The organism is Lentibacillus juripiscarius (assembly GCF_042685205.1).
GTDB classification, from domain to species: Bacteria; Bacillota; Bacilli; order Bacillales; family Amphibacillaceae; genus Lentibacillus; species Lentibacillus juripiscarius.
The window spans coordinates 19325-31832 of record NZ_JBHUNA010000009.1; the positions used below are offsets into that span (position 1 = coordinate 19325).

Annotated in this window: 13 protein-coding genes and 1 pseudogene; all 14 read right to left on the minus strand. The window is 43.2% G+C overall.

The window, feature by feature from the left end; all coding sequences use genetic code 11:
• Positions 1–161 precede the first annotated feature (161 nt).
• The 14 genes and pseudogenes from ACFSUO_RS05095 to hslV all read right to left on the minus strand — a co-directional run bounded on the left by ACFSUO_RS05095 (position 162) and on the right by hslV (position 12489).
• A complete protein-coding gene (locus ACFSUO_RS05095; RefSeq protein ID WP_382391738.1) occupies positions 162–959 on the minus strand; it encodes a phosphatidate cytidylyltransferase in 798 nt (265 codons plus the stop codon).
• A 15-nt stretch (positions 960–974) separates the two neighbouring features.
• Positions 975–1736: an isoprenyl transferase gene (locus ACFSUO_RS05100; protein WP_382391740.1), complete on the minus strand. Its 762-nt coding sequence runs from the start codon at positions 1734–1736 to the stop codon at positions 975–977.
• A gap of 322 nt (positions 1737–2058) precedes the next feature.
• Positions 2059–2616, minus strand: coding sequence for a ribosome recycling factor (gene frr, locus ACFSUO_RS05105; protein ID WP_382391742.1), 558 nt, complete (start codon positions 2614–2616; stop codon positions 2059–2061).
• Positions 2616–3341, minus strand: coding sequence for a UMP kinase (gene pyrH / locus ACFSUO_RS05110; protein ID WP_382391744.1), 726 nt, complete (start codon positions 3339–3341; stop codon positions 2616–2618). The genes frr and pyrH overlap by 1 nt, the downstream gene beginning before the upstream one ends.
• A gap of 165 nt (positions 3342–3506) precedes the next feature.
• Positions 3507–4391 carry a translation elongation factor Ts gene (tsf, locus tag ACFSUO_RS05115; RefSeq protein ID WP_382391746.1) on the minus strand — a complete coding sequence of 295 codons (885 nt, stop codon included), beginning with the start codon at positions 4389–4391 and terminating at the stop codon, positions 3507–3509.
• A 213-nt stretch (positions 4392–4604) separates the two neighbouring features.
• On the minus strand, positions 4605–5369 hold the full coding sequence (gene rpsB / locus ACFSUO_RS05120; RefSeq protein WP_382391748.1) for a 30S ribosomal protein S2: 765 nt from the start codon (positions 5367–5369) through the stop codon (positions 4605–4607).
• A 436-nt stretch (positions 5370–5805) separates the two neighbouring features.
• Positions 5806–6072 (minus strand): annotated as a pseudogene (fliN, locus tag ACFSUO_RS05125) (flagellar motor switch protein FliN); the annotation flags it as partial.
• Between the two features lie 289 nt (positions 6073–6361).
• Entirely contained in the window at positions 6362–7357 is a 996-nt protein-coding gene (gene fliM, locus ACFSUO_RS05130; protein ID WP_382391750.1) for a flagellar motor switch protein FliM, read from the minus strand.
• 188 nt (positions 7358–7545) lie between these two features.
• Complete coding sequence (gene fliG, locus ACFSUO_RS05135; RefSeq protein WP_382391752.1) at positions 7546–8553, minus strand: flagellar motor switch protein FliG; 1008 nt, start codon at positions 8551–8553, stop codon at positions 7546–7548.
• 14 nt (positions 8554–8567) lie between these two features.
• A complete protein-coding gene (locus tag ACFSUO_RS05140; protein WP_382391754.1) occupies positions 8568–9074 on the minus strand; it encodes a hypothetical protein in 507 nt (168 codons plus the stop codon).
• 133 nt (positions 9075–9207) lie between these two features.
• A complete protein-coding gene (locus ACFSUO_RS05145; protein ID WP_382392244.1) occupies positions 9208–9255 on the minus strand; it encodes a hypothetical protein in 48 nt (15 codons plus the stop codon).
• 459 nt (positions 9256–9714) lie between these two features.
• Positions 9715–10494, minus strand: a complete 780-nt coding sequence (gene codY, locus ACFSUO_RS05150; protein WP_382391756.1) for a GTP-sensing pleiotropic transcriptional regulator CodY — start codon at positions 10492–10494, stop codon at positions 9715–9717.
• Positions 10495–10528: 34 nt separating this feature from the next.
• Positions 10529–11926: an ATP-dependent protease ATPase subunit HslU gene (gene hslU / locus ACFSUO_RS05155; RefSeq protein WP_382391758.1), complete on the minus strand. Its 1398-nt coding sequence runs from the start codon at positions 11924–11926 to the stop codon at positions 10529–10531.
• A gap of 17 nt (positions 11927–11943) precedes the next feature.
• Positions 11944–12489 carry an ATP-dependent protease subunit HslV gene (hslV, locus tag ACFSUO_RS05160; protein ID WP_382391760.1) on the minus strand — a complete coding sequence of 182 codons (546 nt, stop codon included), beginning with the start codon at positions 12487–12489 and terminating at the stop codon, positions 11944–11946.
• Between the last annotated feature and the right edge of the window lie 19 nt (positions 12490–12508).

Here is a 12508-nt window from a genome sequence, read left to right on the forward strand (position 1 = left end):
TTCCTGCCCGTTTCGCGAAAATTAAGTGGCCGAACTCGTGAATAAATACAAGCAGGCCGAACATGATGATAAACGCAATAACTGTGGTCAAAAGAACCACCTTCCTTCACTTAGTGGGGTGTTTATAGTTGTCATAGGCATAACAAAACCTTTCTTCCTATTTATGAGAAAAATTGGATGAAATGCAAAATCGGCAATACAAACAGTAAACTGTCCAGCCTGTCAAGAATACCTCCGTGCCCCGGCAGCAAATTCCCGGAATCCTTCACACCGTAATACCGTTTAAAGGCTGATTCTACCAAGTCTCCAATTTGGCCGAACACAGATACCAAAACGGTGACAGCAACTACAACCATCATATCATTTTGAAATGGGTGAACCATATGGAAAGAAATCCCAATGACGCAGGCCAGTAAAACACCGCCAATAGCACCCTCAACAGTCTTATTCGGGCTAATCTCAGGCCACAATTTGCGCCTGCCAAAAGCACGTCCGAAAAAATAAGCGCCAGTATCCGTAGCCCAGATAACCAGAAGTACATACAGCAGGTTGGTCAATCCCTGAACATTGGTGCCCGCATCACGGGTTTCAATCAGATAGAAGAAGCCCATGCCCACATAAATGAAAGCCAAAAGAATAAACCCTGCATCGTCAAAAGCAAATTTGTTTTTGGCCATAACCGTATATGCCAGCAGGAAGAGAACAAATATCATGATGATTTCTGATTTCCCCAGCCCTGGTAATACAGCTGCAGGGTCATTAAGCATCAATAGCCATAACAGTATGATTGCCAGCAAAACAGGAATATAATAACTGCCGATTTTCCGCATGCGGATTAGCTCTATGAATGCAATGGCTGCAAGCAGGAAAACAAAAACCCGAAACGTCACACCGCCAATCAACACAAATGGAATAAATATAATAAATGCTAAGATTGCTGTCTGAATTCGCTGTCTCATCTATTGTTCAACACCTTATACGCCCCCGTAACGCCGTTTCCGCTGCTGATAATCATGAAGCGCGTCTTTAAACATTTCCTCGGAAAAGTCCGGCCACAGCACATCCGTGAACCAGAATTCGGAATAAGCAGCCTGCCATAGCAGGAAATTGCTTAATCGCTTCTCCCCGCTTGTCCGGATCAACAAATCAGGATCCGATAATCCATTTGTATAAAGATAGGCCGCAAACGTCTTTTCATCGAGGGAATCAAGCTTCAATTGATTATCATCAATGTCAGCAACAATTCGCCTAATCGCTTCCATGATTTCGAATCTACTTCCATAGTTTAAAGCAAAATTCAATAATAATCCATCATTATCTTTCGTTTTTTCCTTGGCATAGTGAACAGCTTCTTTTGTATGATCCGGGAGCAGCTCCAACTCACCAATCGTTTCAATCCGGACGTTGTTCTCAATCAGTTCGGGCAAATAGATATGTAAAAATTCTTTCGGCAGCCGCAGCAAGTAATCAACTTCTGAGTCCGGTCGTTTCCAATTTTCGGTTGAGAACGCATAAAGGGTTAAAATTTCAATATGAAAGGATACAGCCGTTTTCACTACATCTCGTACAACGTCCATGCCTTCTTTATGGCCAGCAATCCGCGGCAGTCCTCTTTTTTTTGCCCAGCGGCCATTCCCATCCATAATAATGGCGACATGTTTCGGTATCGTATCAAACTCGGATTGTTCTTTCGGTTCGGGTTTCTTTTTTTTAAAAAAAGGAAGTTTCATTGACATAATTTGTCCTCCGATATCGTCTATGCCCTGTCTTTCATTAAAAAGGGCCCGGGAGTATTGTGAGCAGTGGCGGGCCAGTATCACATAAAAAAATGTGAATACTATCCCTATCCTATTAGAATGAATCATCATTATATCACTATAATCGGTTAATTTTTAAAACATTTCATTGAAACATCAGGAAAACAAGGCTTTTGTTAATCAAACCCTTGTTTTACTGATAGTTCAAGGAAATGCATGTAACCGCACTTGCTGCTATAGAAACAAAAGCCCTCTTCTATAAGAGGGCTATAGTTCCTTATTTGACTAGTCCTTCATTTCTTTATACTTCTAATATTTCTTTTTCCTTCTCTTTGACAAGCTGATCAATTTTATCGATGTGTTTATCTGTTTCTTTCTGTACATTATCCTGCTCTTTTTTCAAATCGTCTTCTGTCAGGTCGCCATTTTTTTCTGCTTTCTTAAGCTGATCATTCGCTTCACGCCGCACATTCCGCACTTGCACACGTGACTCCTCCGCGTACTTCCCAACAATTTTCACCAGCTCTTTGCGGCGTTCTTCCGTGAGAGCGGGTATATTTATCCGGACCACATTACCGTCACTCGACGGAGATAGGCCAAGATCAGCCTTTTGAATTGCTTTTTCAATATTTTCTATCGATGACTTGTCAAATGGGGTAATGACCAAAAGCCGAGCCTCCGGTGCAGAAATGTTGGACAGCTGATTAAGCGGTGTAACTGCACCATAGTAATCAACATTTACACTGTCCAAAATAGCCGGATTTGCCCGACCAGCCCTTACCGTCGCCAAATTCTTTGAAAAAGCCTGTACAGCCTCTTCCATTTTACTTTGCATGTCCTTGACTATATCATCAGCCATTATTCGTTCCCCCTTATCATTGTACCAATTGGCTCACCTTGCACAACGCGTCGAATATTGCCTTTTTCCATTATCGAGAATACAATAAGCTTGATATCATTGTCCATACACAGTGATGAAGCTGTCGAATCCATTACGCCGAGACCTTTGTTCAGCATTTGCATATAGGAAATCTCCGTATACTTCTCAGCTTCTGTGTTTACTTTTGGATCATCTGAATAGACACCATCCACATTGTTTTTAGCCATCAGGATCACTTCTGCTTCAATTTCTGCAGCCCGTAATGCAGCTGTCGTATCGGTTGAGAAATAAGGATTTCCTGTGCCCGCAGCAAAAATGACAACACGTTTCTTTTCAAGATGGCGGATTGCTTTTCTCCTTATGTAAGGTTCCGCAACTTGACGCATTTCTATGGATGTCTGTACTCGGGTTGGAATGCCGCCTTTTTCGAGGCTGTCCTGAAGTGCCAGCGAATTCATAATGGTTGCAAGCATGCCCATATAGTCAGCTGTAGCACGATCCATGCCCATTTCGCTGCCAACCTTGCCGCGCCAGATATTACCGCCGCCGACAACAACGGCAACTTCCACACCAAGTTCAGCAACTTCTCTGACCTGTGCGGCAATCGACTGAATCACTTGCGGTTCAATTCCATAGCCCTGGTTTCCGCTTAAAGCTTCTCCACTTAACTTTAACACAATTCTACGGTATCGAGCTGTTGTCATAACTACCTCCACCTGAACGTTTCATATTGTCTGCAAGCATCCATAAAGGTCTGAAAACTTGTTTTAGTTCCGTGTTCAAAAATGAGGATAACCGGACTTTTTGAACAACCTCTTTTAGTGAAATAGGGAACAGCCATCCCGTTGTTCCCTATTTCTATTTCAATCTTAGTTATTCATTTGATTCATAACTTCTTCGGCAAAGTTCTCTTCGCGTTTTTCCATTCCTTCGCCAACTTCATACCGGACAAAAGTTTTCACAGATGCATTTTTGCTTTCAACGTATTGCTTCACTTTTTGGTCAGGGTCTTTGACAAAATCCTGCTCAAGCAGACAAATCTCTTCGAAGAATTTACCAAGGCGACCTTCAACCATCTTATCCACGATGTGCTCTGGCTTGCCTTCATTCATTGCCTGTGTCTTCAGTACTTCCCGTTCACTCGCAACTTCCTCTTCTGGCACTTCATCACGCGAAACATAACGGGGGCTGACAGCAGCTGCATGCATGGCAATGTCTTTAGCTGCGTCTTGATCGGTGGATCCTTCCAGCAATGTCAGGACGCCGATGCTCCCACCCATATGAATGTATGCTCCAAAGGCATCGTTATCTGTTTTGTTCAGCAGTGTGAAGCGACGAAGTGAGATTTTCTCACCGATTTTGGCAACAGTGGCATTAATATACTTCTCGACAGTTTCACCGTCACCATGAAGTTCTTGCTGCAAAGCTTCTTCAACAGTTTCCGGTTTTTGCTCGACGATATGTTTTCCTAGTTCACTAAGAAGAGCCTGGAACTGATCATTTTTGACAACGAAGTCCGTTTCACAATTCACTTCCAAGAGAGCTGCTGTATTGTTGTCCATTTCAATGTGAGCAGCACCTTCAGCGGCAATGCGATCTGCTTTCTTAGCCGCTTTTGCCATACCTTTTTCACGCAAATGTTCCATTGCTTTGTCGAGATCTCCGTCTGTTTCCTGAAGTGCCTTTTTGCAGTCCATCATGCCGGCACCTGTTTTTTCACGCAGTTCTTTAACCAGTTTCGCAGTTATTGCCATAGTTATTCCTCCTTCAGATCTTGTTAAACGTTTGTACTTTCTTCAGAAAATTCAGCTTATCGCTAAAGGGATTCTTAGTAGGCATCCTTGGCTTTCCTCGAAGCCCTTATGCTTTGGAGTGCAAGTCGCAGCAAGAAAGTATTCACACTTTATTAACTGCTAAAAAAAGGTGATAAAAGGCTCGCATCCCCTTATCACCTGTCCTTTCACCTTTTACGTATTATCTGTTTCTGATTCTGACTCTGCTTCTCCGGCAGCTACCGCCTGTTCTTCCGCTTCTGGTTCTTCTGTTTCTTCACCTTGTTTCACTTCAAGAACAGCATCCGCCATTTTGGAAGTCATCAGTTTCACCGCACGGATCGCATCGTCGTTTGCAGGGATGACATAATCAATTTCATCCGGATCGCAATTGGTGTCAACCATGGCGATAATCGGAATGTTTAATTTATGAGCCTCCGCGATTGCAATCCGTTCTTTGCGCGGATCAATAACAAACATAGCGTCTGGCAGATTATCCATCTCTTTGATTCCACCAAGGAACTTAACGAGACGGTCTTTTTCTTTCAAGAGATCAACAACCTCTTTTTTCGGAAGCACTTCAAACGTGCCATCCTCTTCCATGCGTTCAATATCCTTCAGACGGTTAATACGCTTGCGGATTGTCTGGAAGTTTGTCAACGTGCCACCCAACCAGCGCTGGTTCACAAAAAACATGCCTGAACGGGTTGCTTCATCCCGGACAGAATCCTGTGCCTGTTTCTTCGTGCCGACAAAAAGGATGGAACCACCGTTTGCAGCGATATCCCGCACGTAGTTGTAGGCTTCCTCCACCTTTTTAACCGTTTTTTGCAGGTCAATAATGTAAATGCCGTTGCGCTCCGTGAAGATATATTTCTTCATCTTCGGGTTCCAGCGGCGTGTCTGGTGACCAAAATGTACACCAGCTTCCAACAGTTGTTTCATTGAAATAACTGACATAAAATATTCCTCCTAATGGTTTTTCCTCCGCTCAAGCTCATCTTTGCATAAACACCATTACCGGAACAACGCTCAGCAGCTGTTCAAAGGGCTTTCCGTCCCTCGCTTTTAAAGCGTCATTACGTTTCAAAAATGGCACCAAATACACAAATCACTTGGCGTGTGTATTCCAGTGTGTTCACACAAAAAGCAAACACAGTTTTACACCAGAGATAAATATACCATAACTATGATAACCTATCAAGCATTATTATAAGCATTGTTTTGTAATTTTATAATCAGTTCTGCTTATGGAGATGCCTGCCTATGGTGATGTGGCAGCTTCCAATGAACGGATGCGTATCGGCTTCCTGAAACATAGAAGTCCTTCAGCGGCAACTGACGCTCCCAAATAGTGATGAACGATGCCGCATTTATACGGATGATGATTAAAGATCTACTTTAACTTCATAAGCCTGTCAGACTGGCTGATAATATCCATTACCCGAACTCCGAAACTCTCCTCAATGACAACGACTTCCCCTTTTGCAACTAATTTTTCGTTGACAAGTATATCGACTGGTTCCCCTGCCAGCTTATCCAGTTCAATAACCGAACCAGCAGACAGTTCAAGAATATTCTTAATCGTTTGCTTCGCATGGCCAAGTTCAACGGATACTTTTAGGGGTATATCCATAAGCATATCGAGATTACGTTTTTCACTTTGATTCAAACTTATCTGTTCCAGTTCAGAAAACGTTGCTTGCTGGATACTCGCATCTTTTTGATTGATATTATCGCCAATATATTGTGTGTGTTTTTCTTCTTCGTTCTGTACATTTGCTGCGCGCGCCCCTTCTTCCGCTGCAGTTTTGGACGCTGTTGTATGTTTTGTTTCAGCCGTTGTTACTGCCACTTCCGGTTCCCCGTCCTGTTCATACGTCGGCCACGTCTCTTCATCCTCTTCTCCCGCTTTCAGGAGTGCATCGATATCATCCTGGGATAACTTTCTCTCATTCATTTTCGTCTCCCCTTTTCCATTCTTTCAGCACTTGAACAGACAGCTTGTTTTTATGGGTTCCAGGCTGCACATAAAATTTCGGCCGGTCATTCACTTCCATTAATAGCGGATCCTCAATTGACTGGTGTAAAGCAATCACGTCATCACTGTCCAAAGACAGCAGCTGCTGGAGATTGATGGTCGTTTCACCGAGCAGCACTTTTGCATCCACATTTGCAAGCTGAATATTGTTCGTCAATTTTTCATATGCCTCAGGGTCCCTTTCTTTCGCTGTCGTCTGCATCCGATGGTGAACAGTTAGATTCGGGATAATCGGTTCCAGTACAAAATGCGGGATGCAAATATTAATCATACCGCTTGTTTCACCAATCGTCGTGTTAAGCGACACAACGATCACCGTTTCATTCGGTGATACCATCTGTAAAAATTGCGGGTTCACCTCAAACTCTTCCAAAACTGGGTCGATTTCACTGATGGAAGACCAGGCTTCCCGAAGATTAACAGCAGCTTTTTCAAACAGCTGTGACATCAGCATCGTTTCAATTTCCGTCAGATTCTCTATTTTGTTAATGCTGCATCCCTTTCCGCCAAGCACCCTGTCCAGCATACCGTAGGCAACATGCGGGCTGACTTCCATCAAAACTCTTCCATCAAGCGGCCGGGCACTGTAAATGTTCAGGATGGTCATCTTCGGAACGGAGCGAATAAACTCTTCATATGGGACCTGGTCCACCGATGCAACAGAAATATCCACGTGTGTCCGCAGCTGTGCTGAAAAATACGTAGTCAATAATCGCGCATAATTTTCATGTATTTGTGTCAAGCTGCGGATTTGATCCTTTGAAAACCGCAGTGCCCGCTTAAAATCATACACTCTCACTTTTTGTTCTTTTTCCTCTTGCTTCAATTCCTCGGCATCCATTTCCCCGGAAGATATGGAGGATAACAATGAATCGATCTCATTTTGCGAAAGCACTTCATCTGCCAAAAAAGCCTTACCTCCCCATTGGTGCACTTGTATCGCGCTATTGTAAGATGATACTTATCATATAAACGTCGGTGATGGAACCATTTTATTATTCCAGCTGCACTACATCTTCCAAACGGCAGTCCCGTCTTTATTTTAGAAAGGTCTTTAATTATTTCGTTTATATATATATATGTTCATGATAAATGCTAGATAATGATATCATCTCCTCCGCCACGAGCGATTACGATTTCACCTATTTCTTCCAAGTAGCGGATGACACCGACAGTTTTTGTCTGTGCTTCTTCGACATCACGCAGGCGGACAGGTCCCATGTACTCCATTTCTTCCTTGAACGCCTTTTCCGTCCGCTGCGACATATTATTAAAGACAATTTCCTTCACTTCATCACTGGCAACTTTAAGGGATAAGCGGAGGTCCTCATGATCCACTTCCCGAATAACTCGCTGGATTGCACAGTTGTCAAGGACCACAATATCCTCAAAAACAAACATCCGTTTTTTGATTTCTTCTGCCAGTTCGGGGTCTTGTATTTCCAGCACATCCAGAATAGTTTTCTCTGTACTACGGTCCACCCCTTTCAACACTTCAACCACAGACTGGATACCTCCGGGCTGTGTATAATCCGCTACCGACGATGACAATTTTTGTTCCAGTGCCTGCTCCACCTGACTGATAATTTCCGATGAAATTGAATCCATGGTGGCAATTCGTTTAGCAATTTCCGCCTGTATCTCCTGCGGAAGTTCGGATAAAATCTGACCGGACTGTTCAGGGTCAAGATACGACAAAACCAGCGCAATTGTCTGCGGGTGTTCGTTCTGGATAATATTCAGCACCTGATGTGGATTTGCTTTTCGGGCAAAGTCAAAAGGCCGCACTTGCAATGATGCGGTAAGGCGATTCATCATCCTGTCCGCCTCCTGGCCACCAAAAGCCTTAACCAGCACTGTTTTCGCATAGCTAATTCCGCCTTGCGTAATATGATCCTGTGCCAATGCAATCTGGTAAAACTCTTCAAGCACATTTTCTTTCATATCTGATTCCACTTTTTTAATAGATGAAATTTCCAGACTTAGCTTTTCGATCTCTTCTTCTGTTAAATGTTCATAGACTTGTGCAGATACATCGGGACCGAGCGAAATTAACAGAATCGCTGCTTTCTGTTTTCCAGTGAGCGTTTCCTGCCGTGCCATAATCCTTTCACTCCTTAATCATCCGCAATCCAGCTTCTCAGCAATCTAGCAAAGTCTTCCGGATTGTCTCTGGCCATTTTTTCCAATTGTTTTTCATGGGTTATTGCTTCGGATACTACGTCTTTCTCCATTCCGGGTACTTTTTCTTCAGTTTGAGAAGGCGTGTCCACTTCCGTTACGGTTTCTGTTTCCTGATTTCGTTTCCGGCTGCGCAACAGCAGAACCGTCAGTAAAATGATAATCACGAGCAATGCTGCACCTGCTGCGTATAGCCATATATGGACTGCTGGCGGTGGAGGTGATGGTGGCCCTACCGTCTCGCTTAATATCTGGCTGACTTCCTGTAGTGATAAGTCATTGTATAAAGGAGCGAACTTAGAATCAGCAGAAAGAAATAGAATGACCGCAAGCAGGGCAATACCTAATGCCGCGGAACCGATGAAGATTCCTTTTTGTCCTTTCGTGCGTTCAGTCCAAAAGGAAGCTGCCGTATTTTTAATTGTTAATAGTTTTTCCTTCATATTTTATCCCGCCAAATTCCAAATCTTTAATGCTGACCTTTTTTACTTCATTCAAAATCTGACTTTTAAACAGTTCCGGCTAAATTTGCATACGCATAGTCTCGTTATATGCATCAATGACCTTTCGCCGCACTTATACGGATGTTCCCAGTGTAATACTTGCTTTTTGTGCCGTAATCATTACATTATGCAAATTATCTATCCGACCTTCATCAGCGCTTCCGTCTTTTTATCCGACATCGTTTGTGTATCATTCACGTGGTCTATGGCAGTCTGAAACCCATCTGCTGTGCCTTATGGGGTGTTACAGGCTATTTCATTAGTCCGGAGTAAGCATGGCAGGCTGTATATGTATTCCATTGACAAGCGGATTCATATCGTGTATACGAACATTTTAATTTAAATAGATTACAAAGTCTATCACGTTACGACACTTTTCAACTTATGAAAATGAATTGGTTACAAATAACTAAGACTTTTGACTCTTTTTATTTACTCATTTTTACAAAATCTTAGATGAATTTGCTTTTTTAGTTAAATGAGAAGCGGCACAATCTTTTTAATAACGGTGAGAAATCATAAAAAAACAGCTATCTGATCGGATAGCTGTTTTTTAATACTACATGCAATTGTTGGTTTATTATTTGGAACGAAGCTTTTCTAGCTCAACAAGAAACTTGTCATTCAATACTTTGATGTAAGTTCCTTTCATACCAAGGGAGCGTGATTCAATGACCCCAGCACTTTCCAGTTTTCTTAGCGCATTAACGATAACGGATCTGGTAATGCCCACCCGATCAGCGATTTTACTGGCTACGAGCAATCCTTCACTGCCGTTGAGTTCTTCAAAAATGTGATCGATTGCTTCCAGTTCACTATATGACAGCGAACTGATAGCCATTTGCACGACAGCTTTGCTTCTTGCTTCCATTTCAATTTCTTCCGTTTTTTCATGCAATATTTCCATTCCTACCACAGTAGCACCATACTCGGCTAACAGCAGGTCATCATCGCTGAAGCTGTCGGACAATCTGCTTAACACTAATGTTCCAAGCCGTTCACCGCCGCCAATAATCGGTGTAATTGTTGTCAGGCCGTTTTTGAACAATTCACGGTTTTCTTCCGGGAATGCCGTATACGGACTGTCAATTCCAAGGTTCGCAGTCGTTTCATTAAAATTGAACAACCCTTGTGTATATTCTTCAGGAAACTGCCTTTCTTCAAGCATCGACTTCATACGCTCATTTTCAATTTCCTGGTTAATCGCAAATCCGAGCAGCTTCCCGCGCCGACTGACAATAAAGATATTCCCTTTAATGGCATCCCTTAAAGTTGCCGACATGTCATTGAAGTTCACTGACTTTCCAGTAGTTTTCTGCAGCATTGCATTAATTTTTCTTGCACGATCTAAAAGTTCCATAATGTTTTGTCCTCCATTTCGTTCCATTCAATTTTTAAAGAATGAATTGACTTAAATCTTTGTCTTTTATAATAGTACTTAGCTTCTCATCCACATAGGAATCCGTAATTTCGATTGTCTCCATATTAATGTCAGGAGCCTCGAATGACAAATCTTCCAACAGTTTTTCCAGGATAGTGTGGAGCCGTCTTGCACCAATATTATCTGTCTCCTGATTCACTTGAAGAGCAATTTCTGCCAATCTATTTACAGCTTGGTCGGTAAACACAACATTTATACCTTCTGTTTTTAATAATGCTGAATATTGTTTCAACAGCGCATTCGATGGTTCTTGCAGTATCCGCTTAAAGTCATCAATGGTCAGTTTATCAAGTTCCACTCGAATCGGGAATCTTCCCTGCAGCTCCGGTATCAGATCAGATGGTTTTGCTGTATGGAACGCACCGGCTGCAATAAACAGCATATGATCTGTTTTCACCGGACCATGTTTCGTGACGATGGTTGACCCTTCTACGATTGGAAGGATATCACGCTGCACGCCTTCACGGGAGACGTTTGCGGAATTATCCTGCTTACCGGCAACTTTATCCATTTCATCAATAAACAGAATCCCTGTCTGTTCTGCACGTGTGATAGCCTCTTCTGCCGCTTCGTCCATGTCAATAAGCTTTTGGGCTTCCTGCTGAGTCAGTACTTTTCTCGCTTCCGACACCGGCAGTTTGCGCTTTTTCTTCTTCTTCGGCATGAACTGGCCTAGTGCATCCTGCATATTCATGCCCATCTGCTCCATTCCGGACCCCTGCAGCATATCAAACATGGATGCCTGCTGCTCCTCTATTTCAATGGTCACTTGTCTATCTTCCAATTCACCCATTGCCAGCTGCTGCTCCACCCGTTTCCGTTTATTCCGGATATCTTCATCGTTCGCGGATGTTTGATGGTCCTGTTCGTCATCATCATCCTGGGCAGAAAACAGCATTCCAAACGGATTTTTCATATTGTTTTGTTTTTTCTCTTGCGGGACAAGCAGCTGGACAAGTTTCTTGTTTGCTTCCTGGCCTGCTTTATCCTTTACTTCTTCCATTTTCTCTTCCTTCACCATACGGAGGGCCATCTCTACAAGGTCCCGCACCATCGATTCCACATCACGGCCAACATAGCCAACTTCCGTAAATTTTGTTGCTTCCACTTTCACAAAAGGGGCACGGACCATTTTCGCCAATCGTCTGGCAATTTCCGTTTTACCGACCCCGGTCGGGCCGATCATCAAAATATTTTTCGGAACAATCTCATCTCGCAGCTGCTCGTCAAGTTTCATGCGGCGATATCTGTTTCTCAAAGCAACGGCAACTGATTTTTTGGCATCTGACTGGCCAACGATATAGTGATCAAGCTGATCAACGATTTGTTTTGGAGTATAATGAACTCCCATGAACAAAAGCCTCCTAACTAATCAAGTACCTCTAACGTAATTTGATTATTCGTATAGACACAAACTTCCCCGGCAATTTCCAAAGCGGCCCTGGCTATCGCTTCAGCAGTCATATCGCTTGAATGCCTGACTAAGGCCCTGCCAGCACTGAGGGCAAAGTTTCCGCCCGAGCCGATAGAAAGAATGTCATCATCCGGCTCAATGACTTCTCCTGTTCCGGAAACAAGGAACATCTTTTCTTTGTTCATGACAATAAGCATTGCCTCCAATTTGCGGAGAACTTTGTCACTTCGCCATTCCTTCGCGAGTTCAACGGCCGATCTGGCAAGATTGCCGTCAAATGATTCCAGTTTACCTTCAAATTTCTCAAACAATGTGAATGCATCTGCAACCGAACCGGCAAAGCCTGCCAGAACTTGACCATTGTACAGCGTGCGAACCTTTTTGGCGTTGTGTTTCATAATGGTTGCATTTCCCAGGGTGACTTGCCCATCCCCGCTCATTGCACATTGTCCATTATGCCTGAGAGCAAATATCGTTGTCGCATGCATTTCAGTCGGCATACCTATCACCTCTTTAAAA

Bases quoted from the DNA above. Each gene is read 5' to 3' on its own strand.
- ACFSUO_RS05095 (WP_382391738.1), bottom strand. From the start codon at position 959: ATGAGACAGCGAATTCAGACAGCAATCTTAGCATTTATTATATTTATT.
- ACFSUO_RS05100 (WP_382391740.1), bottom strand. From the start codon at position 1,736: ATGTCAATGAAACTTCCTTTTTTTAAAAAAAAGAAACCCGAACCGAAA.
- frr (WP_382391742.1), bottom strand. From the start codon at position 2,616: ATGGCTGATGATATAGTCAAGGACATGCAAAGTAAAATGGAAGAGGCT.
- pyrH (WP_382391744.1), bottom strand. From the start codon at position 3,341: ATGACAACAGCTCGATACCGTAGAATTGTGTTAAAGTTAAGTGGAGAA.
- tsf (WP_382391746.1), bottom strand. From the start codon at position 4,391: ATGGCAATAACTGCGAAACTGGTTAAAGAACTGCGTGAAAAAACAGGT.
- rpsB (WP_382391748.1), bottom strand. From the start codon at position 5,369: ATGTCAGTTATTTCAATGAAACAACTGTTGGAAGCTGGTGTACATTTT.
- fliG (WP_382391752.1), bottom strand. From the start codon at position 8,553: ATGGCACGGCAGGAAACGCTCACTGGAAAACAGAAAGCAGCGATTCTG.
- ACFSUO_RS05140 (WP_382391754.1), bottom strand. From the start codon at position 9,074: ATGAAGGAAAAACTATTAACAATTAAAAATACGGCAGCTTCCTTTTGG.
- codY (WP_382391756.1), bottom strand. From the start codon at position 10,494: ATGGAACTTTTAGATCGTGCAAGAAAAATTAATGCAATGCTGCAGAAA.
- hslU (WP_382391758.1), bottom strand. From the start codon at position 11,926: ATGGGAGTTCATTATACTCCAAAACAAATCGTTGATCAGCTTGATCAC.
- hslV (WP_382391760.1), bottom strand. From the start codon at position 12,489: ATGCCGACTGAAATGCATGCGACAACGATATTTGCTCTCAGGCATAAT.